Origin of the sequence: Streptomyces sp. NPDC002467, assembly GCF_042889825.1 — a bacterium.
GTDB lineage: Bacteria > Actinomycetota > Actinomycetes > Streptomycetales > Streptomycetaceae > Streptomyces.
In genome coordinates this window covers 116,308-135,185 of record NZ_JBIARJ010000001.1, presented here as the reverse complement: position 1 = coordinate 135,185, position 18,878 = coordinate 116,308, and the positions used below count along the sequence as shown (strand labels likewise).

Sequence of the window (18,878 nt, the reverse complement as noted above, 5' to 3'; positions counted from 1 at the left end):
ATCCCGGGGGCCCATACGCATTTAGTACACCCTGCTTTGATCACGCAGCCGGGGTGAGCGGCGCATCTCGCAACGCCAGTGCGACCTTTCGGCCTACGTCGAGCGCGTCAGCCACCTCGTCCAGCCGGTCGGGGAACAGGTGCCCGTACACGTTCAGCGTCATGGCTGCGTCCTTGTGGCCGAGCATCAGCTGAACGACCTTCACATCCGCGCTGGCCGCGATGGCCAGCGAGGCAGCTGTGTGCCGCAGCTTGTGGGGCGTCACCCCCATGCCACCTAGGCCGGCTTCCTTGACCGCAGGGTCGAAGACCCGGTTCCGGAAGTTGTTGTACCGCAGCGGCCCGCCCTCCGGCGCCGTGAACAGCAGATCGCCCTGGCCGCGCCCGCGGGCGAGCGTGCCCAACTCGTCGGCGAACGACCGGGGAAGGGGTACGGACCGCTTCTCGTGGTTCTTCACGGGCCCCAGGGCCAGCTCCCCCCTCACGTCCGTGTAGTTCTGCACGATCCGGATCCGCCGCTGCGGTACCTGCAGCCGGCCCACCTTCACCGCGGACGCCTCCGCCCAGCGGATCCCGCAGTACCCGAGAGTGAGGATCAGGAGGCGGTACTCGCCGGCCGCATCGGCCAGCCGCTCGAGCTGGTCGTAGGTGAGGTAGACGTGTTCCTCGTCGTCGTCCGGCCGCGGCAGGTCGTGGTCGTGGCAGGGGCTCGTCGAGATCCGCTTCGAGAACACCGCGTGCTTCATCGTCATCGACAGCACGCGGTACGTCTTGATGATCCGGGCGGGACCGAGGATCTTGCCTGACTTCCCCGGCTTCGTGCAGAGGTCAGTCAGCCACTCGGAGACGTCCTCCCACTGGATCGCCGCGACCTGCCAGTCGCCCCACTTGGGGATGACGTAGGTATCGAGGATCTCCCGGTAGTCATGTCGGGTGGTCCGGCCGATCTTCCGCTTCGACGCGAACCACTCCTCGGCCACGACCTTGACCGCGGCCTTCCCAGACTTCGGATCGCGGTACGAACCCTTGTCCAGCTTGGCCGTCAGGGCGTGCACCTCAGCCTCGGCCTGCGGCAGCTTCTGGAACGTCAGAGCCTTCGGCTTCCCGTCCGGCCCGTACCAGCGAACCCGCCACCGGCCGGGCGGCTGCCGCTTGCTTCCCTCGCGCTTTGCGGCCTGCCACTTCTCGTAGGCGGCCCGGTAGTCGGCGTGATTCTCGCGGTCTTCGATCCAGACACGTGCCATCAGGCCTCCTCGTTGGGGTACAGCTGCCTGCGCCGGCCCGACGGCCGTGCGTAGACCTCGAACTGCAGGAGGATCCCAGAAGGGTCGCCCGGCTGGACGCGCTCGATGGGCATCTCGCCGTCCATCCAGTCCCAGGCGGCGTCTGCCCCCACCGTGCCCACGCCCGTGATTTCCACCCGGTCGGCTGCACTGTCGGTCGGGGGGAGCAGCAGAGCCGACGGGTTGACACGCAGTACTGCCGCAAGGGCAGTCAAGTCGCCGATGTCGACGCGCCGTTCCGCCCGCTCCACCTTGGCGATCGCCGACGGCGCGATAGGTCGGCCGGCGGCGTCCAGAGCTCGAGAGAGATCGTAGGTAGACCAGCCGCGCGCTTCGCGGATGCGTCGCACGTTCGCGGCCACGTGGCGGCCGGTGGGGTCGGTGACTTGCTGGCGGGGGCGCGGCTGAGTGGTCATGGCTGCGAGTTTACGACTCGGCTCAATCTTCAACAGCCTCATGTCGTCTGCTACTGTCACTGTCATGGGGCGATTGTCGCTCCAGTCGAGTGCAAAAACAACTCATCTGAGGTGTGAAGTGACCGACGACCTGCTGAAGCCGACCCAGGTCCACGCCGAGTACGGGTTCAGTCCGCAGACGCTGGCGAACTGGCGGTGGACGGGCACCGGCCCGGCCTACATCAAGACGAGCCCCGGCAAGGGGGGCCGCATCAGGTACAAGCGCAGCGCGATCGAGCGGTGGCTCGACGAGCGCACCGTGAGCGGGGGCGCCGCAGCATGAACCGGAACGCAAAGAAGGGCCGGCTGGACCCCGGCCCTCCTCTGAAAGTCTCCGCGGCTGGCGGGTCGACTGCGACCAGCTTGCCACAGGACGGCCTGCACATCACCCCCGACGAGTTCGTCGCTCTGTGGACCGAGGCCCGCACCGCGTTCTACGCCGACGAGTTCCCGCCCTACGGCAGCAAAGCCTGGCGGGCCCTCCGCCCCGACGACCCCCGGCGCCTTGCCGGCGCGCTCGACGCCGCCGAGAAGTGGCGCAAGTACGGCGACGAAGAGGAGCTGCTCCGGTGGCTCTGCGACGTCGCAGGCCGCCGGTTCTCCGCCGAAGGCAGGACGGCCGCCGAACTCGCTGAGCTCCGCAAGGCCAGGCCGCCGCACGTACTGCAGGCCACCCCCGGATGGCCCCCCATCCGCATCCCCGGCGGTAACGGCCGCTACCTCACCTACGCAGACGAAAGGGGGATGGCTGCGTGACCCATGCCGACATGTGGGAGGGCGACCTCCTCCAGGACGATCCTCCCGAAGAACCGCGACTCACCGTCGTGCCGACCAGACCTGACGGACTCCTTCCGGAGGACTTCTGGTCTGCAAGGCCGGTCCTGAAGCACATTCGCAGCTACGCCCACGCCGCCGGCTGCTCGGGGGACGTGCTCATGCACAGCTGCCTGGCCCGGCTGTCCGGGATGCTGCCGCACAGCATCCAGGCGTTCTCCGGAATCGGGGGAAGGGCCTCCCTGAACCTGTTCGTGGCGACCGTGGGCGGTCCCGGCGCCGGGAAGTCGACCGGGGCCAGCCTGAACCGCGGCCTGCTCCCCTCGAAGGACCCGGAGTTCCGCGACGGCCTACCGGTCGGCTCGGGTGAAGGGATCGCCGAGGCCTTCATGGGTACGGTCGAGGAAGAGACCGGGGAGGTACGCCGCAGCAGGGGCGGCGCCGAGACGCCCGTCATGCGGCGCGTTCGCAAGCAGGTGCGTCACAACGCGTTCTTCTACATCGATGAGGGCCAGATCCTCGCCAAGCTCGGCGAACGCAGCGGCTCGACCCTCGGCGAGACGCTCCGGCGGGCGGCCGTCGGGGAGACCTTGGGGCAGACCAACGCCTCTGAGGAGCGGACCCGCTACATCGAGGCCGGCACGTACAGCCTCGGCCTGCTGATCGGCTTCCAGCCCGCCACAGCCCTGCCGGTACTCGCCGACTCCAGCACGGGCACCCCACAGCGCTTCCTGTGGGGGTGGGCCGAGGACCCGGCAATCCCAGACCTGCCGCCAGCCTCACCGGGGCCGCTGCCAGACCTCGACTGCCTCAGGTCGAGGTGGGACCCGCTCGACGTCACGTTCCCGCAGCGCGTCAAGGAGATGCTCTGGCGAGAGCGAGTCCTGCGGAACCGCGGAGAGCTTCGCGTCCCCGAGCTGGACGGGCATGCCGGGCTGATCAAGGTGAAGGTGTCCGCGCTCCTTGCCTTGCTTGACAGCCGCTACGTGGTCGCCGAAGCCGACTGGGAGCTGGCTGAGGTGATGTGGGAAGCCTCCTGCGCGGTCCGGGACTCCCTCCTGGCCCGCGCCCACCGCGAGGCAGAAGCGGCAAAGGAGCAGCAGGAGGAAGCCAAGCTCAAGGCCGAACTCCGGGCACACCAGGCAAAGAACGACGACGACGACACCGTCCAGCGGATCGCCATCAGGGCAAGGGAGTTCGCCCGCAAGGGGAGCGGCCAGACGTTCGGAGCCTTCCGCAAGTCACTGGCCAGCAGGGACCGCCCCCATGCGGTGCGAGCCGTCGACCGCGCCGAGGCCGAGGGGTGGGTGTTCATGGAAGACGGCTGCCTCTGCCTCAAGACCTGACGAGAGCGAGGGGGACAGGTGGACAGGTGGACACCCGTCCACCACCCCCTGTCGAGAGTGAGCGGTCGAACTCGAACCGTCTCCATACATGAAAAAACGGACATCAATTTTCACTCGCGCGGTAGGCAACCGCACGACAGGGGGTGGGGGACACGTGTCCCCCGTCCACCTGTCCCCCTTGTCCACCTCCCCGGCCACCGTCCCCCTTGCTGCCGCCTTTCGACCGCCACCACAGATCAGGAGTCACCGAATGGCAGACCTCATCACCGCCGCGCCCGGCTGGTACGTCCGCGAGACCGACGGCCACACCGTCGTCATGGACCCGGTCATCGCCTGGACGACGTCCACCGACGAGGACGGAGACCCGATCCTCCTGCCCTACGTCAGCGGCGGACGGAAGACGCCCCCGATCCTCCTCGACGCCAAGTCGTTCGCGTACTGGGACCGCGAGGTCGTCTACCAGCCGACGTACATCCCCGAGCCGTATGAAGAGCCGGAGGGGTCGTGAACGTCAACGACATCGTGGCCGAGCGGATAGAGCAGGCCCGCCGGAAAGACGAACAGAAGAAGCGACGACGCGCCGAGCTTGCCGAAGCCCGACAGCACGGACTGCAGGCCCGACACGCTGCCAAGCTCCGCCGCTGGAACAAGGAACAGCAGTGACCCGCCCCCGCCGGATGGCCCCGCTGCTGTGCACGGCCTGCCAGGCGCCCGTCCGGCGCGGCAAGTACCGGCTGTGCTCCCGCGGCTGCGGCGCCCGACTCCACAAGCCGCCGGCCGGACCGTGCATCGACGCACACGTCCCCGTCTGCCCCAACTACCCGGAGGAGCTATGGCCCCCGACGACCTCGGACTAACCGGGCTCGCCGTCGTCATCCACGCACTCCGCGACGACCACGACGGCATCCGCGTACTCCTCGACGTCCTCACCCACGACGAGGTCCGCATCGTCACCGAACACGCCCTCCTCGGGCTCGGCCAGGCCGTCCGCGAATGCGACGCCGTCGGAATCGCCGAAGGCATCGCCCTCCAACTGCAGCACTCCATCATCGAAGGGACCCAGTCATGAACCCCAGCGAGATCCGCGAGAACCTCGACCGCAAGGTCCAGCACATCCGCAGCCAGAACAACCTCACCGCACGCGCCAAGCAGACGATGATCGCCCGCGTCTACCTCGAAGCCCGCGGCGCTCTCGACCAGCTGCGCGAGCAGGAGGTCCAGCAGATCGGCCGGCAGCGCGAGCAGCTCGACCGCAAGCTCTTCGGCACCAACGGGTTCAGCCCCGACGCGAACGCCGTGATCGCCCGACGCGACGCCAACGACCGCGCAGCCAAGCTGGACACACCGGCCGCAGCCGAGCACGCGCTCCGACGCGCCGAGCGGGAAGGCGACCGCATCATGGCCAAGGCCATCGCCGCCAAGGCCGCCGACTACTCCGGCGACCCCAACTGGGCACAGCTCCTCAACCAGTACGTCGACGGCAAGCCCGAGGAGACGGCCACCCTGCAGGCCATGGTCGACCTGCCCGACACCAACGACGGCGTATGGCGGATGACGAAGGCCATCGAGTACAGCGTCGCCACACCCTCCGAGCTGGGCAGCCACATGCCCGAGTCCCTGGCTGCGCTGCCCCTCGACGGCGACGCACCGACAGCTGCATGACCCACGAACTCGGCGTCAACGGCACTGACCTTGATCGGTCATGGCGAGCGTCAGACCCATGGTGCGGGCCGGCTACCTCACATGCCGCACCAGCGCCGACGGCTCCGGATGGATCACTCGGTCCGTCCGGAGCCACCCAAGATCCACCCTGGGGCAATACCCCCCTCCCACCTGGTCTTTTTGATCGGGCTCGTATAGCTCTCGACCTTCTACGTGCTGATCGCGCTGTGTTTTTCGACTGAGAGGAGATGGCCATGGAAGTGCTTCCGGCGCCCGTTGCGGCCCTGCCGGACCCCCCGGCCGGCCTTGGCCCGCGTGCTGCACGGCTGTGGGAGGACATCGTCGAGGAGCAGGAGCTGCGTACCGATGAGCTGCGGATCCTGGAGGACGCGTGTCGGGAGGTCGACCTCATCGAGCGGATGCACGCCGAGCTACAGGACGCCCCGCTCGTGGTGAAGGGTTCGATGGGTCAGGACGTCGCGAACCCTCTCGTGCAGGAGCTGCGGCAGCACCGGGCCCTGGTGGCCCGGCTGCTCGGCTCGCTGAAGCTGTCCGACGAGGAGGACGAGGGACACGACGCGCGGGCCCGGTCGGCGCAGGCGCGTAAGGCCGCCTTGACCCGTTGGCGGGGGCCGGCATGAGTCGCCCCCGTCGCCGCACAGGCCAGCCTGCGGGCATGCCGGACTGGCTGGCCACGTACCGCCCCGAGTTGTGGGCGGGTGACCTCGAGGACCCGCTCGAGGTGCACTACTTCGGTCGGTTCCGCTGGGAGGAGGCCTGCCAGGAGTGGGCCCAAGGCGGTCTGCCGGAGCCGAGGACGGAATTCCCCAGACCCGTACAGACGACCAGCGTGAACACGACCCCGATCCGGGAGAAGCCGCCGGAGGATCCCTCCCCACCCCAGGGCCCCAACTACGTGCCCGGCATCCGCAGGGCCCGCCCCATCAAGCTCCACTGATCTGACCTTCCCGGGACCGCGCCACGGACTACCGGAAGGGGTAGCCGCATGGCGATCACAGTGGGATCCGTCGAAGTCGACGTCATCCCGAACACGCAAGGCATCTACAGCCGACTGAGTACCGGCCTGGTCCCGCCTGCCACGCAGGTGGGTGAGGAGATGGGCCGGGTCATCGGCCGCCGTATCTCCGTTCACGTGTCGAACTCCGTCGTCGAGGGAGTCGCCCGGGGCGGGCCGCGGGCGGCTGCCGCAGCAGGGCGCCAGGGCAACGACGCTGGCGGTGCGTTCGGCCGGACGTTCCGCACCCGGATCGAGGCCGCTGTGCGGGCCCTCCCGGACATTCAGATCGGCGCAGACACCGCGGAGGCGGACGCCGACATCCGGGCGCTACGCGAGCAGCTGGCCACCCTCTCGCGGCAGCGCGTCGGCATCGACGTCGACGCTGCGGCGGCCCGCACTCAGATCGACGAGATAGAGCGGGAGCTCCGCCGGCTGGGCCTGCAGCACCCTGACATCGCGGTCCGCATCAACACCCGTGCCGCGATAGGCGAGCTCGAGGGCCTCCGCGCCGAACTGGTCCGCCTCGACGGCCAGGACGTCGACATCGACGTCGACACCCACACGGCCGCGGCGAACATGAACCTGCTGACGACAGCCGCGATTGCCTTCGGCCCCGCGCTGCTGCCGATCCTGCCCGTTGCGGCGGCCGGCCTGGGCGCGGTCGCCGCTGCCGCAGTGTCTGCAGGTGTCGGGTTCGGTGTGCTGGCCGCTGTGGCCGCTCCGGCCGTCGCGGGCATCACCCGCACCCTGCAGGCGCAGAAGGCGGCCCAGGACGCGGCGTCGGCGTCGACTGGCCAGGGTGCCCAGAAGGCTCTGCAGATGGCCGGCGCACAGCAGTCCCTCGCCTCCGCCCAGCGCAACGCTGCCGCGCAGATCGCTTCCGCCCGGGAGCAGGTGGTGCAGGCGTCCCGGAACGTCGGCGACGCCGAGCGGCAGCTGGCCGCGGCGCAGAAGGATGCGACGCAAGCCCAGCTGGACCTGGTCTCGGCCCGTCGTGAGGCCGCGCAGCAGCTGGAGGATCTGGCGTCGCGGTACGAGAACGCGCGACTGTCGCAGCGGGATGCCGAGCTGTCCCTGCTGGAGGCGGCGGCCGAGCGGGACCGGGTTCTGCGGGACGCGAGCAGCACGGACCTGGACCGGCAGCGGGCCCTGCTCGGCTACGACCAGGCGACGCAGCGGCTGAAGGACCAGCGTTCCGAGGTCGAGCGGCTGGGCAAGGAGCAGGAGACCGCGGCGAAGACCGGGGTCGACGGCACCGAGGTCGTGAAGCGGGCCCAGGACCGGCTTGCCCAGTCGCAGCAGACTGTCGCCGACCGCAGCCGGGCCGTCGCGGACGCCCAGGCCGGTGTGGTGAAGGCTCAGGCGAACGTCGCCCGGGTCACCACTCAGGCCGCGGACTCCATCGCGTCGGCTCAGCGCAGCATCGCGTCGGCTTCCGCGTCGGCGGCCAGCGGGGTGTCGGCCGCTGCGGCGGCGCAGGCGAAGTATCAGGCCGAGCTGGACAAGCTGTCGCCGGCGGCCCGCGGCACGCTGAACGCGTTCCTCGGCCTGCGGTCGGCGTTCTCGGACTGGTCGCTCAGCCTGCAGCCCGCAGTGATGCCGCTCTTCACCCGCGCGCTGGAGGGCATCAAGAACAGCCTTCCGGGTCTGACGCCCATCGTCCTGGCCGCGGCCGACGCCGTGAGCGGCCTGCAGGACCGCATCTCGGCCGGCTTCAAGTCGCCCTGGTGGCAGTCCTTCAAGGAGGATTTCGCCGCCTCGGTCGGGCCCGCCATCACCGGCCTGGGTGTCGCCGTCGGCAACGTCTTCGTCGGCATGGCGGGCATCATCGACGCCTTCCTGCCGCACATGGACTCCATCTCGGAGCGGATGCAGGCCATCACCGGCCGCTTCGCCGCATGGGGTACGTCCCTGAAGGGCTCGCCGGCCTTCGAACGGTTCCTGTCCTACTCGGCCAGCATGGGCCCTGTGGTCGCTCAGACGATCGGCTCCATAGTCGGCGGCCTGCTGGCTGTCGGGACGGCCCTGGAGCCCATCTCAGGGCCCGTCCTGAAGGTGATCGGCGCCCTGTTCTCCGGGGTGGAGTGGATCGCGACGAACGTCCCCGAAGCCATCCAGCTCATGTACGGCATCTTCATCGCGACGCGACTGTGGACCGGCGCGCTGCTGCTGTGGCAGGGCGCCATGTGGCTCGCGTCGGCCGCCATGACCGCCTTCAACATCATCTCGATGGCCGGGCCGTGGGGCTGGATCATCCTCGGCATCGTGGCCGTCGTCGCCGCGGTCGTCCTGATGTACAACAAGTTCGACTGGTTCCGGGCATTCATCGACGGCGTCTGGCGGGGTATCGTCGCCGCCTTCCAGTTCCTCGGTTCTGTCGCGATGTGGCTGTGGGAGAACGCGATCCGTCCCGCCTTCGAAGGGATCTGGCAGGCAGGGCGCATCCTTCTCACCGTTCTGCTCACGCTGGTCTTCGCGCCGCTGTACCTGGCATTCAAGGCGCTGGCCGCGATTGCGATGTGGCTGTGGGAGAACGTCTTCGCTCCTGCCTTCCGGGGCATCGGCGATGCTGCCGTGTGGCTGTGGAGGGAGGCGATCGGCCCCACCTTCAGGTTGATCGCCGCCGGCGCGGAATGGCTGTGGGACAACGCCCTCAAACCGGCGTTCAACGCCATCGTCGCAGGTGGCCGCATGGTCGGCGATGCGGCGGTGTGGCTGTGGCGCAACGCCCTCAAGCCCGCTTGGGACGGCATCGGTTCCGCGATTCAGTGGGTTTGGCAGAACTGGATCAAGCCCACATTCGACAGCCTGTCGCGGGGCGTCGACACCGTCCGCTCGAGCTTTGACACGGCCATCAGTGCCATCAGCCGGATCTGGGATGGCCTGCGGGACATCACAAGGCGGCCCGTTCAATACGTAATTGACGTGGTATACAACAACGGAATCCGAAAAGTCTGGAACGCCGTGGCCGACTTCACCGGCGCTGGCAAGCTCGGCGTCCTGACCTTCGCCACCGGCGGCTCCGTCTTCGGCGCTGGCACCGCCACCTCGGACTCCATTCCCGCGCTGCTTTCCAACGGCGAGCACGTATGGACGGCGGCTGAGGTCCAGGGCGCCGGAGGCCATGCGGCGGTGGAGGCGCTGCGGGCCCAGGCCGCGCGCGGTGGGTCCGCGTTTGCCAAGGGCGGGGCTGTCGGCATCCCTCGGTTCGCCGACGGGGGAGTCGTCGACTGGCTGTCGGGCAAGGCCCGGCAGATCGGCGGCGCCCTCATGGACGGCATCGAGTTCATGACCAGCCCGAGCAAGGCCTGGGACGTCGCGACGAAATTCATCCGTGACCAGATCGGATCCAACCTGACCGGCTCGCAATGGGCACAGGCTCTGAGCCAGTTCCCGATCACGATGCTGAAGAAGTTGAAGGAAAAGGTCATTGCCGCCGCTGAAGGCCTCATCGGCGGCGGGTCGGCGTCTGGGTCCGTAGCCGCGGCGATGGCCTTCGCCCGGTCGCAGGCAGGCCTGCCCTACCAGTGGGGCGGCGCCGGTGACCCCTCATGGGACTGCTCCGGATTCATGTCCGGGATCCAGAAGGTCATCCTGGGCCAGTCCCCGAAGGGCCGACTGTGGTCGACGTTCTCCTTCCAGGGAGACACGGCCCCGGCCGGATGGAAACGGAACCTTCGCAGCCCCTTCATGATCGGCATCACGAACAACGGCGTCGGGCACACCGCCGGCACCCTCGCCGGAATGAACGTCGAGTCCCGCGGCGGCGAAGGCGTCATCACCGGAAGCCGCGCGCGCGGCTACAACAACAGCCTCTTCCAGGACCGATACGGCTTCGCACCGGCCCTCGGGACTTTCGACTCGGGGGGTTACCTACAGCCTGGCATGAACCTCGCCTACAACGGCACGGGGCGGCCGGAGCCCGTCCTGACGACCGGCCAGCTGGACCGCCTGACCGCCGCCAGCGGCGGAAGGGCAGCACCTGACCAGCGCTCCTACAACTGGACCCTCGTCGGCTCCCAGCTGACGACCGAACAGCAGATGGCGGAGATGCAGCGCCGAATGGAGTTCATCAGCTAGCGACGGTCGGTCGCCTGGTCCGGCATCATGGAGTTGTCCGGACACGACGAAGCCCCGCCGCAATTCTCCTGCGGCGGGGCTTCGCGCTGACAACGTGCAGGTCAGCGGCCTTTTCAAGCTGTATGTTATGCAACTTGAAACTTGGACTACACCTGGTGCGTCTTGGCCCACTCCACCAGCGACGACCAGGCCGCCGGCGCGAGGCCGACCCGCGGGCCTGCCGGACGCTTCGAGTCCCGGACCAGAATCCCATCGGCGGGGGTGGCCACCTCGACGCAGTTACCGGTGTCGGTGTAGCTCGACTTCACCCAGACCAGAGGGTGCTCTCCACCTTCAGACACAGCTCTCTCCTTGCCGTATCGATCAGTTCCAACGACGCGGCAGGGCCGAGGGCGTTGGCTTGCAGGTGATCGTATGCGGCGGTGTAGACCGCGATGTCATCCGGCCTCGTAGAGATCACCGAGCCTGCCAGCGTCTCCGTGAACACGGCCCGCTGCCCGGTGAGCTGGTACATCGTGAATCCGCCGGCCAGGCCGGGGTGCATGGCCTCCGTGGCGGGCAGCACCTGCAGTGTCACCGAGGGCCGCAGAGATGCGACGTTCAGCAGATGCTCGAGCTGCTCGAGGAGGACCGCTTCGCCGCCGAGGGGGGACCTGAGAGCCTGCTCGCCGATGATGAACCAGGCCCGCCGGTCGGCCGCGTACCCGAGGCTGTCGATGCGCCGCATGCGGAGGTCTGCCCGCTCGGCGACTTCCTCTATGGGCAGGGCTGGCGTCGTGGCCTTGATGGCGGAGACGGCGTACTGGTACGTCTGCAGCATGCCGGGGATCAGAAGCGGCTGCCATGACTGGATGTACCGGGCCGCGCTCTCGAGGTCGACGAGCCGCTGAATGTGCTCCTCGAGGGAGTCGGCGGGGGCTGCACGCCACCAGCCGGCCTTGGATGGGTCTCTGGTACCGCGCAGAATCTCCGCGGCTTCCTTGCGCGTGGTCATCGGTTCTCCTCCGATGGGACCTTGATTGTCCGTCAACGCTACTCCTCGTGGCTAAGTGATCACAGCTACTCGAACGGGTTGGGTGGCCCTGACACCCCCTGACAGTCAGGCCGGTGTCAGGGCCCCGTGACACCCATTCCTCTAGGCGGGACGCGGTGTCAGGGTCGGCTGACACCTGCTGACAGTTGGGCCTGACACCTTGCTCAAGGGGCTGCTCGCGTGCTGCTCGGCCCTGCTCGCGGATCTTCCCGAGCAGCCGGCGAGCAGGCCGCGAGCAGAAGCTGACCTGCGGTCGAGCAGGCCGAGCAGGGCGCGAGCAGGGGGACATACCGGCCGGAATCACCCCGGACGGTGACCGGTATGTCCCGGAAATCCCCCGGACAGAATCGCGGTCAGGGCGGACACGTTCCACCCCTCGCCCACCCTCCGTCCGCCCCGCAGTCCGGGGCAAACCGGACGCTTTCCGGGGTCTTTCCGCCCCCCGCACACCGCACAGTGCGCACACCCGCACACCGTGGGAGTCCAGGTAGATGGGCGTGTGCGGGCCCGTCACAGGGTGGCCGCACAGGCCTGGCACAGGCCCAGCAAGGGGCTGGCGGGTGGCCACAGCATGCCGTCCCTCCGCCGGGTACTTGCCGGGGTCCTGCCGGGTGGCTTCCCTCCTTCCTTCCCTGCCCCCGAAATGCCCGGTCCCGTTCCCAAGGGGGTCGCGACCGGGACTTTTCCTCGGGAAGGAAGGAAGGAGGGAAGCCGCTGGGAGTGAGGCAGTTGTGATGTTCGGCCCCCACGCGCGCCGGATACGTTCACTCGTTCATTCACTCGGCATGGACGTGAACGTGACGGCCTGCTACGCGCGCACGTGCGCGCACGGGTACGGGCCCGGCCGTCACAGCTGACGCGACGGGGCGCCGAGCGGGAGCGTCAGCTGGCCTCGAGAATTGCCGCCATCGTGGCGCGCATCTGCGCCAGCTGGGCCTGATAGGTGTCGAGCTGCGCCAGCACGTCATCGACGTCGGCCAGCTGCATCTCGGTCGCCCGCCCGCCCGGGTGGTCGTCGAGCTCGAGCATGACCACCGCGGTCTCCTCCGGACCGGACGGCACCTCGTACACGACCAGGTGCGCGGTCATCTGCGGCACGATCGCCTGCTCGTCCGGAGCGGTCAGGTCGGCCGGCGGCACGATCCGGATCCGGGCGCCGCGGTGGAAGACGTCGACCGGCGGGTCGTCGCCGTGGTCGACGGTGCACCAGGCGGGGCAGGTGTACGTCTTCATCGGATGTCCTCCGGGTTCACGCGGTTCGCGGCGATCCATGCGGTCCGCTCGGCGTTGTAGGCGGCGAGGCGGTCGGCGTCATAGCAGGGGGCGAAGCTGTCGATGCCGCCGTGGTCCTCGCAGCAGAGGACGCAGTAGGCGGGCCCGGTCAGCGGCTCGTCCACGCTGAACATCCAGGCGTGGCCGTTCTCGTCGGCCGCCTTCGGGGTCGGGTCGATCCACTGCAGCGGGCGACCCGGGGCGGTCGTGCGGACCAGGACGGGCGGCAGGGGCATTTGCGATGCCACCTGCAGTGCAAGGGTCGGCATGGCGGTCACCGGCCGAACCAGGTTTCACCAGTGAGCGGACCCTCGTACACGCCCTGCGGCGCCTTGGTGCGACCCGCCGGCGCAAGCGGGTAGGCGCGGTCGATGGCCCGGTACTCGGCCTGCACGCGGTCGCGGCACGGCCCTGGCGGCTCGTACTCGAGGAAGTCGACGAGCAGGCCCTGGTTCTGGTGCAGTCGGAGGTAGCCGGTCTGCGCGACGTACAGCTCGACGGACTCCCGGATGAACTCGACCGACCACGTGTCCGGGCTCTCCTCGACTCCGGAGCATCCGTCGTCCAGAGCGACGGCGAGCATGTCGCGGGTCAAGGCGATCCGGACAGTGGCCACCGCGCGGACGTCCTCCCCGGGGTCGGTGGCACCCATCACCTCGGACGGGGCGGTCGGCACGGGCATGGGCGGCAGCGGGATACGGGTGCCGTCGGGCAGAGTGTAGAGCGACATGGTTCTTCCTCTCAGGGTTGGAACCGTGGGCCGGTCCGGGCGGTACCCCGGGCCGGCCGTTCTCGTCTTGCGGTGCGGTGGAGCCCTTCTCCGCAAAGGGCTCGAAGCCCTTGGGAGGATTGGGGGGATTGGCCTCCGAGGCCCTGTGAATATTGGGCTCGGAGGCCTTGGGAGTATTGGGCTGGAGCCCTTTGCGCCCTAGGCGGGAAGCGGGCAGTGGACCCCTTGGAGACCCACCCCCCCCTTTTGGGATTCGACCTGCGGTTCGGCGCGCCCCGAAGCGTCGGGGGAGATGTGGAACACGCTGGGCGAACGGCCCCGTGACCCCCGGGTGTGACCATCCCCGTGGCCCCGGGTGTGACCACGCGCTGACCTGCGTGGCCACCGTGGCCGCACCCGCCTTGCGGGAGGCCTTCATTTGAATCGCACGCTGCGCGAACACAGCCTCGAGAAGCAAGGGGATGGATCGGGAACAGCCTGCGGGTTTCCCCCCTCTCGAGGAGGGGGGATTACGGTCACACGCTGGGCGAACAGGCGTCCCGCCACAGCTGGTGCCGACGCACGTTCCGCAGCAGCAGAGCCGCCACCGTCCACGGCAGCACGTCTGCCTTCGACTGGTTGCACGGCGAACAAGCGAGGACGAGATTCCGCTGGCGCCACGTCTTCCACAGCGTGCGCGGGACGTAGTGGTCGAGGGTCACCCCGACCATGTCCGGCCCGAACGGGTCGCGGCAGTAGAAGCAGCGGGCCCCGTCCCGGCGGGTCAGGTTCTGCACGATCCTGGCGCGCGTTGCGGTGTCCGGACGGCCGCGGCTCACGACGAGCCTCCGGCCCGCGCGATGGCGTGCCCGAACAGGTTGGCACCATGCCGGTCCCCGACCGCTTGAGCGGCCAGCAGAGCGGCGAACAACACGGGCACCGGAGGAAGCGGGCGAGGCTTCAACTTGCCGAGCGCGGCGGCCTCCGTCGGCCGGCGGACAACCGCGGTCCCCATCACTCCGCCACCTCCAGCAGAGCGGCCAGCCGGTGACGCAGGGGCATCAGCCCGGTCCGGACATGCGCGGCAATCGCAGCGGCCAGGCCGTCGAGACCGGCGGGGTCGAACTCGTGGTGCTCGCCCTCAATCTCGACGGCCACCCACACGCCCCGATCCGAGAACTCGGCGAAGGGGTACTGCGACAGGAACGCCGTCAGGAATCGCACCGGCCCGAAACCGGCGACATCCACGGTCGCCGCGTGTTCCGCGCCCTCGTGATGGATGTCGGCGCGAGCGGTCCGGACGGAGTGGGAGCTGCGGCACCAGACCGGCTCGGGAATCGTCAGCCGGCCGTGGTCGGAGGTCTGCACCGTCACGGTGCGGTGCGCGCTCACCGGCGCGTGTACAGGCGATTGGCCAGCAGCTGCCGCGTGGACTGCTCCCGCATGACCTGCGTCAGCCGGCGGTCCAGGTTCAGCGTGTGGGTTCCGTCCGGGTGGGCCAGCAGGTGCTCGACCAGCGCGCCCTCGTCGGGGCTGTCGACCTCCACCACCGTCGCCGCGAACGCCTTGAGCAGGTAGTGCACCGGCATCGTGGCCACGTCGTCGAGCCGCAGGCTCATCCACGTGCCCACGTTGGGCTTGCGATCCAGGGCCGCAAGGGACTGGTGGCGGCCGGCGTGCTCCTCGACCGCGGCCTCCGCCAAGCGCTCAGACAGCTTCCGCAGCTGGAACAGGTGCTTCTCCGCCCGCCGGATCTCGGCGTTCAGGTCCATCGCGGACAGGTAGCCCGTGCACTCCCCGTCGTCCTCCGACGGCACCAGGCAGGCGTGGGGCCGGTCCGACTCGCCGTCGTGGGCGAAGGGGTACTGCTCGATCCGCACGGCCAGCACGCGGGTGCTGGTGCCGTCCGGGAGCTCGAAGGCGAGGGCCACCTCGTCGCCCTGGTGGAGCAGCTCCCCAGGGTGGATACCCCGCTCGACATCGTCGCTGTGGTCGGAGGTGCACCAACTGGGGCACGGCGCGGCGAGGAAGCCGCCGCCAACCAGCGGGTAGGTGATGGTGCGGTCATTCGTCTGGGGGGCCGTCTGCGGGGCGTCGCCCTCGGCGGGCTTGACGCGGGCAGCTACGGTGTTGGACATGGTTCGACTCCCTCTAGTCAGGGGTTCGGCCTAGGCCCCGGACAGGTGTTGACGCACCTACCGGGGCCGTCCTCGTTTCCGAGGCGATGAGTACACAGTAGGCCTGACTGAGTCGAAAAGCAACTCATCTCTGTGGCTGGGTGTGCCCCTTGCAGTACGCACGCCGTACACATGACCTCGGGACAGTTCGGGATAGTCGAGGAGTCCCCGGTAAGGGAAACGCGCTGGTCAGAGAGGCGTAGGGGCTTGCGCGCCGGTCAAGTGCCTGACTGTCATGACCTCGTAATGCGTAGGTCTCGGGTTCGAATCCCGAAGGCGGCTCCAGCGAAGCCCCAGGAATCACTCGGTGACCTGGGGCTTCTGCGTTTCCCGCGTGCGCTGCCGGTGCTGCGGGCTCGGTGGTCGAGCAGGACCGGCCAAACGGTGCTAGTCCCTCAGGCGGATCCAGTACAGGAAGAGCGCGCTCAGGAGTAGCAGGGCGGCGGTCAGGGGCCACAGGTGGAGGAGTCCTGGGCCGCTCGCCACCAGGGACGCGAGGCCGTAGAGGGCGACCGCCGAGCCCAGTAGGGCCTGGGGGGCGGGTGGTGTTCTGGCTGCTCGGACGAGGAGCAGGAGCAGGACGGCGCAGGCCGGGTACAGCCAGGGGAGGTTCCGGCCGGGTCCCTGGAACAGCACGAAGTCGCGCACCTCGTGGAAGTTCGCCCAGGCGGTCTCCCGTGCGGCCAGTTCGTGCGGGAAGCGCCAGTGCGCCGACCAATCCGCCGCCTTCTGGAACGGGAGGGTCCAGTGGGTCAGGAGGAGGACCTGCCAGAGGAGCAGGGCCAAGGCCCCGGCCTGGCCCGCTCCTGCGAGGACTCCCAGCCCGGCCCGGGAGCGGGGGAGGCGGATCGGAACCGGGGCAGGGGTCGCTGCCGGTTCGGGGGCCGGCCGCCTGGGCTGCGGGGGCTGCGGAGGAGCCGCCGGAGGCGCGGACGGGCCTGCGGGCTTGCCGTATTTGATCCGGGCTTCGCGGGCCCGGCGCATCGCCTCGGTCGTGTCGTCGGCCATGTCCCCCCTTTACCTGTCCCCTGTTTGTCGTTCCGGTGGCCGGGTTCCTCGGCCCGTTCAGCGATGGCGGCCGCCGGTGGCGCCGTCGCGCCGGCGCTCCTCGTAGGCCTGTTTCTGGCGTCGGGTGATCTCCGCCTCGTCGCCCCCACCGCCGTGCTCGCGGGGGTCGCTGCGCAACGAGACGTCCCCGCAGACCGGGCAGTCGGGCCGTCGCCGGGTGCGCGGCCAGATGCTCTGGAAGGCGTACTGACCGGGCACCTCGCCGAGCACCTGCGGGAAGAACCAGTGGTCGGGCTCCATGGCGAAAAGCGCCATGGACAGGTCCTTGTGCCGCGGGGTGGTGAGGAAGCCGCCGATGCGGTCTTGGCCGCCTGTCGGGTGCAGCAGGGCCAGCGCCACCTTCGCGGCAGCGGCGGTCAGGTGGTGGATGTCCGTCAACAGGCCCGGTACGGCGTACGTCCGGCCCGTGCCGTAGTCCGTACGGGGCTGGTGGCCCAGCTCGCCCAGGGACTCGCGGACCCCGCCGGTGGCGCACATCCAGCACGGGGAGTCGGGGGTGGTGAACACGACCTCGCCGCCCGCCGCGCCTTCGTAGAGCCCGACGAACAGGGCCGGGCGGCCGACGAAGTACGCGAGGTGGTTGAGGCGCTGCTGGGCGTGGTTGTCGTCGGTCGCGGCGATGAGCAGTTGGGCGTCGGAGATGCGCTGCTGCCAGGTGTGGTTGTCGAGCGAGGCGACCTCGCGCTTGAGGACGGTGACCTTCAGCCGCCGGTTCACCCGCTTCAGGCGCCGGGCGGTGGCCTTGGCCTTGTTCCGGCCGATGTCCTTCGAGTCGAACATCGAACGGCCCAGGTTGGCCGGTTCCACGCGGTCCGGGTCGACCAGGGTGATCCTGCCGACGCCGGAGCGGACCAGGACCTCGGCCAGGTAGCTGCCGACCGAGCCGACGCCGACGAGCAGGACGTGGCTGTCGGCGAGGGCGGGCGACAACAGGCCCCCGGTACGGGCGAACAGGCCGGCGCGGGCGGCCCTGTTCCGGCCGATCCCGACCCGCATCGTGAGCCGGCGGATCCGGCCGGGGGGCCGTTCGGCGGGACGGGCAGCGGCGGCTCGGGAGACGGGTGAGAGCGGGGGACCGGCGGGGTGCGGTACGGGCGTGGGCGTGGGGACGGGCGGGGGCGGGGGCGGAGTGGGTGTGTCGGGGTGGCCGGGCAGGAGGCCGTCCCGGGGTGGCGGACCGGCGGCCAGGGGCTCCGCGGTTCCCGGCGGCGGGGACGCGGAGGCAGCCGTACCGCCTCGGGCGTTCCGCAGGGCCTCCCGGAGCCGTGCTCGTTCCGGAACCCGGTGGTCCCAGGGCAACTCGCCCACCAGCAGCTCCGGATGGTGCCCGTCGGCGCCGGCCTCCTCCAGCAGCAGCGGCGCCGCCACCGGGAAGTCGGGGGTGGCGAAGAGGTACCGCCGTGCCCCGGACCGGCTGACGGGCAGCGGTACCCGCACGCCTGCCACACCGCCGATCACGCAGGTCAGCGGGTAGGTGCCGGACCACGGGATCCCGGCCTCCCGGAAGGCGGCGGCCAGTGGCACGACCACCGGGCGCAGCGGCTGGAGCTGCACCCCGCGGGCGGTCCACGTGGCCCCGAAGAAGGACATCCGGGCGTTCTCGACGGCGAGTTCGTGTCGGCCGAGCGGAGTGGTGGTGTCGTGGGTGACGATCGGGGCGATGTACCGCCCGAGGTCGGGGACGGCCTCCAGCGTGCGGCCGTATTCGCGGTGGTCCTGGCCGGAGGGGTGCGGCATGCCGAGCGGGTGCGAGTGGACGATTCCCTTGAACCGGATCGGACCGGCCGCCTCCTGGCGGCCGATCTCGTCCAAGAGCCAGCCGGTGTTGCTGTACTCCACCCGTGTCACCTGGGCGTGGGCGTCGTGCACGAAGCCGGTCAGCACGTCGCGGCCGCGCAGCCCGAGCAGGGCGCCGCCCTGCTCGGGCCTGACCCGCCCGATGTCCTTCCCCACCTGGTCGATCACGTAGTCGAAGACATGTACGGGCAGCACGGCATCGGTA

23 protein-coding genes are annotated in these 18,878 nt (G+C 69.6%); 11 read left to right on the top strand and 12 right to left on the bottom strand.

Features of this window, described 5'->3' with window-relative positions; all coding sequences use genetic code 11:
• Window positions 1–40: 40 nt before the first annotated feature.
• Together ACFYYJ_RS00655 and ACFYYJ_RS00650 are read right to left on the bottom strand one after the other, a co-directional pair.
• A complete protein-coding gene (locus ACFYYJ_RS00655) occupies window positions 41–1,243 on the bottom strand; it encodes a tyrosine-type recombinase/integrase (RefSeq protein ID WP_389127511.1) in 1,203 nt (400 codons plus the stop codon).
• Window positions 1,243–1,698 (bottom strand): helix-turn-helix domain-containing protein, encoded by a 456-nt coding sequence (locus tag ACFYYJ_RS00650; protein WP_389127509.1) that lies wholly within the window; start codon window positions 1,696–1,698, stop codon window positions 1,243–1,245. Before ACFYYJ_RS00650 ends, ACFYYJ_RS00655 begins: the two co-directional genes overlap by 1 nt.
• 118 nt (window positions 1,699–1,816) lie before the next feature.
• On the opposite strand from ACFYYJ_RS00650, the gene ACFYYJ_RS00645 reads away from it, so the two are divergent.
• From ACFYYJ_RS00645 to ACFYYJ_RS00595, 11 genes are all read left to right on the top strand, one after another.
• On the top strand, window positions 1,817–2,020 hold the full coding sequence (locus ACFYYJ_RS00645) for a helix-turn-helix domain-containing protein (RefSeq protein WP_389127508.1): 204 nt from the start codon (window positions 1,817–1,819) through the stop codon (window positions 2,018–2,020).
• 80 nt (window positions 2,021–2,100) lie between these two features.
• Entirely contained in the window at window positions 2,101–2,493 is a 393-nt protein-coding gene (locus ACFYYJ_RS00640) for a hypothetical protein (RefSeq protein WP_389127506.1), read from the top strand.
• A complete protein-coding gene (locus ACFYYJ_RS00635; RefSeq protein WP_389127504.1) occupies window positions 2,490–3,857 on the top strand; it encodes a hypothetical protein in 1,368 nt (455 codons plus the stop codon). Before ACFYYJ_RS00640 ends, ACFYYJ_RS00635 begins: the two co-directional genes overlap by 4 nt.
• 250 nt (window positions 3,858–4,107) lie before the next feature.
• Window positions 4,108–4,365: a hypothetical protein gene (locus tag ACFYYJ_RS00630; protein WP_389127502.1), complete on the top strand. Its 258-nt coding sequence runs from the start codon at window positions 4,108–4,110 to the stop codon at window positions 4,363–4,365.
• On the top strand, window positions 4,362–4,520 hold the full coding sequence (locus tag ACFYYJ_RS00625) for a hypothetical protein (protein ID WP_389127500.1): 159 nt from the start codon (window positions 4,362–4,364) through the stop codon (window positions 4,518–4,520). The genes ACFYYJ_RS00630 and ACFYYJ_RS00625 overlap by 4 nt, the downstream gene beginning before the upstream one ends.
• The gene (locus ACFYYJ_RS00620) at window positions 4,517–4,714 is read left to right on the top strand and encodes a hypothetical protein (RefSeq protein ID WP_389127498.1); all 198 of its coding nucleotides are present in this window, start codon (window positions 4,517–4,519) and stop codon (window positions 4,712–4,714) included. The genes ACFYYJ_RS00625 and ACFYYJ_RS00620 overlap by 4 nt, the downstream gene beginning before the upstream one ends.
• Complete coding sequence (locus ACFYYJ_RS00615; RefSeq protein ID WP_389127496.1) at window positions 4,690–4,926, top strand: hypothetical protein; 237 nt, start codon at window positions 4,690–4,692, stop codon at window positions 4,924–4,926. The genes ACFYYJ_RS00620 and ACFYYJ_RS00615 overlap by 25 nt, the downstream gene beginning before the upstream one ends.
• On the top strand, window positions 4,923–5,519 hold the full coding sequence (locus ACFYYJ_RS00610; RefSeq protein WP_389127494.1) for a hypothetical protein: 597 nt from the start codon (window positions 4,923–4,925) through the stop codon (window positions 5,517–5,519). The genes ACFYYJ_RS00615 and ACFYYJ_RS00610 overlap by 4 nt, the downstream gene beginning before the upstream one ends.
• Window positions 5,520–5,773: 254 nt before the next feature.
• A complete protein-coding gene (locus ACFYYJ_RS00605) occupies window positions 5,774–6,160 on the top strand; it encodes a P27 family phage terminase small subunit (protein ID WP_389127492.1) in 387 nt (128 codons plus the stop codon).
• A gap of 35 nt (window positions 6,161–6,195) precedes the next feature.
• Window positions 6,196–6,477: a hypothetical protein gene (locus ACFYYJ_RS00600; protein ID WP_389127490.1), complete on the top strand. Its 282-nt coding sequence runs from the start codon at window positions 6,196–6,198 to the stop codon at window positions 6,475–6,477.
• Window positions 6,478–6,525: 48 nt separating this feature from the next.
• Entirely contained in the window at window positions 6,526–10,617 is a 4,092-nt protein-coding gene (locus ACFYYJ_RS00595) for a hypothetical protein (RefSeq protein ID WP_389127488.1), read from the top strand.
• A gap of 146 nt (window positions 10,618–10,763) precedes the next feature.
• Here the strand turns inward: ACFYYJ_RS00595 and ACFYYJ_RS00590 are convergent, their stop codons facing one another.
• The 10 genes from ACFYYJ_RS00590 to ACFYYJ_RS00545 all read right to left on the bottom strand — a co-directional run bounded on the left by ACFYYJ_RS00590 (window position 10,764) and on the right by ACFYYJ_RS00545 (window position 18,868).
• Window positions 10,764–10,958 carry a DUF397 domain-containing protein gene (locus ACFYYJ_RS00590; RefSeq protein ID WP_389127486.1) on the bottom strand — a complete coding sequence of 65 codons (195 nt, stop codon included), beginning with the start codon at window positions 10,956–10,958 and terminating at the stop codon, window positions 10,764–10,766.
• Entirely contained in the window at window positions 10,922–11,611 is a 690-nt protein-coding gene (locus ACFYYJ_RS00585; protein ID WP_389127484.1) for a DUF5753 domain-containing protein, read from the bottom strand. Before ACFYYJ_RS00585 ends, ACFYYJ_RS00590 begins: the two co-directional genes overlap by 37 nt.
• A 921-nt stretch (window positions 11,612–12,532) precedes the next feature.
• A complete protein-coding gene (locus tag ACFYYJ_RS00580) occupies window positions 12,533–12,883 on the bottom strand; it encodes a DUF6907 domain-containing protein (RefSeq protein WP_389127482.1) in 351 nt (116 codons plus the stop codon).
• Window positions 12,880–13,158, bottom strand: coding sequence for a hypothetical protein (locus tag ACFYYJ_RS00575; protein WP_389127481.1), 279 nt, complete (start codon window positions 13,156–13,158; stop codon window positions 12,880–12,882). Before ACFYYJ_RS00575 ends, ACFYYJ_RS00580 begins: the two co-directional genes overlap by 4 nt.
• A 38-nt stretch (window positions 13,159–13,196) precedes the next feature.
• Window positions 13,197–13,652 (bottom strand): hypothetical protein, encoded by a 456-nt coding sequence (locus tag ACFYYJ_RS00570; RefSeq protein ID WP_389127479.1) that lies wholly within the window; start codon window positions 13,650–13,652, stop codon window positions 13,197–13,199.
• Between the two features lie 515 nt (window positions 13,653–14,167).
• Window positions 14,168–14,470, bottom strand: a complete 303-nt coding sequence (locus tag ACFYYJ_RS00565; RefSeq protein ID WP_389127477.1) for an HNH endonuclease — start codon at window positions 14,468–14,470, stop codon at window positions 14,168–14,170.
• 175 nt (window positions 14,471–14,645) lie between these two features.
• Window positions 14,646–15,023 carry a DUF6907 domain-containing protein gene (locus ACFYYJ_RS00560; RefSeq protein ID WP_389127475.1) on the bottom strand — a complete coding sequence of 126 codons (378 nt, stop codon included), beginning with the start codon at window positions 15,021–15,023 and terminating at the stop codon, window positions 14,646–14,648.
• Complete coding sequence (locus ACFYYJ_RS00555; protein ID WP_389127473.1) at window positions 15,020–15,769, bottom strand: DUF6907 domain-containing protein; 750 nt, start codon at window positions 15,767–15,769, stop codon at window positions 15,020–15,022. The genes ACFYYJ_RS00560 and ACFYYJ_RS00555 overlap by 4 nt, the downstream gene beginning before the upstream one ends.
• A gap of 426 nt (window positions 15,770–16,195) precedes the next feature.
• Window positions 16,196–16,816 carry a hypothetical protein gene (locus ACFYYJ_RS00550; RefSeq protein ID WP_389127471.1) on the bottom strand — a complete coding sequence of 207 codons (621 nt, stop codon included), beginning with the start codon at window positions 16,814–16,816 and terminating at the stop codon, window positions 16,196–16,198.
• A 57-nt stretch (window positions 16,817–16,873) separates the two neighbouring features.
• On the bottom strand, window positions 16,874–18,868 hold the full coding sequence (locus tag ACFYYJ_RS00545) for a ThiF family adenylyltransferase (protein ID WP_389127469.1): 1,995 nt from the start codon (window positions 18,866–18,868) through the stop codon (window positions 16,874–16,876).
• Window positions 18,869–18,878: the final 10 nt, after the last annotated feature.

What these genes read in the sequence shown, in the direction of transcription:
- ACFYYJ_RS00570 (WP_389127479.1), bottom strand. Translation starts at nt 13,652, where the DNA reads ATGTCGCTCTACACTCTGCCCGACGGCACCCGTATCCCGCTGCCGCCC.
- ACFYYJ_RS00605 (WP_389127492.1), top strand. Translation starts at nt 5,774, where the DNA reads ATGGAAGTGCTTCCGGCGCCCGTTGCGGCCCTGCCGGACCCCCCGGCC.
- ACFYYJ_RS00575 (WP_389127481.1), bottom strand. Translation starts at nt 13,158, where the DNA reads ATGCCCCTGCCGCCCGTCCTGGTCCGCACGACCGCCCCGGGTCGCCCG.
- ACFYYJ_RS00585 (WP_389127484.1), bottom strand. Translation starts at nt 11,611, where the DNA reads ATGACCACGCGCAAGGAAGCCGCGGAGATTCTGCGCGGTACCAGAGAC.
- ACFYYJ_RS00650 (WP_389127509.1), bottom strand. Translation starts at nt 1,698, where the DNA reads ATGACCACTCAGCCGCGCCCCCGCCAGCAAGTCACCGACCCCACCGGC.
- ACFYYJ_RS00555 (WP_389127473.1), bottom strand. Translation starts at nt 15,769, where the DNA reads ATGTCCAACACCGTAGCTGCCCGCGTCAAGCCCGCCGAGGGCGACGCC.
- ACFYYJ_RS00600 (WP_389127490.1), top strand. Translation starts at nt 6,196, where the DNA reads ATGCCGGACTGGCTGGCCACGTACCGCCCCGAGTTGTGGGCGGGTGAC.
- ACFYYJ_RS00580 (WP_389127482.1), bottom strand. Translation starts at nt 12,883, where the DNA reads ATGAAGACGTACACCTGCCCCGCCTGGTGCACCGTCGACCACGGCGAC.
- ACFYYJ_RS00655 (WP_389127511.1), bottom strand. Translation starts at nt 1,243, where the DNA reads ATGGCACGTGTCTGGATCGAAGACCGCGAGAATCACGCCGACTACCGG.
- ACFYYJ_RS00610 (WP_389127494.1), top strand. Translation starts at nt 4,923, where the DNA reads ATGAACCCCAGCGAGATCCGCGAGAACCTCGACCGCAAGGTCCAGCAC.
- ACFYYJ_RS00630 (WP_389127502.1), top strand. Translation starts at nt 4,108, where the DNA reads ATGGCAGACCTCATCACCGCCGCGCCCGGCTGGTACGTCCGCGAGACC.
- ACFYYJ_RS00595 (WP_389127488.1), top strand. Translation starts at nt 6,526, where the DNA reads ATGGCGATCACAGTGGGATCCGTCGAAGTCGACGTCATCCCGAACACG.
- ACFYYJ_RS00550 (WP_389127471.1), bottom strand. Translation starts at nt 16,816, where the DNA reads ATGGCCGACGACACGACCGAGGCGATGCGCCGGGCCCGCGAAGCCCGG.
- ACFYYJ_RS00615 (WP_389127496.1), top strand. Translation starts at nt 4,690, where the DNA reads ATGGCCCCCGACGACCTCGGACTAACCGGGCTCGCCGTCGTCATCCAC.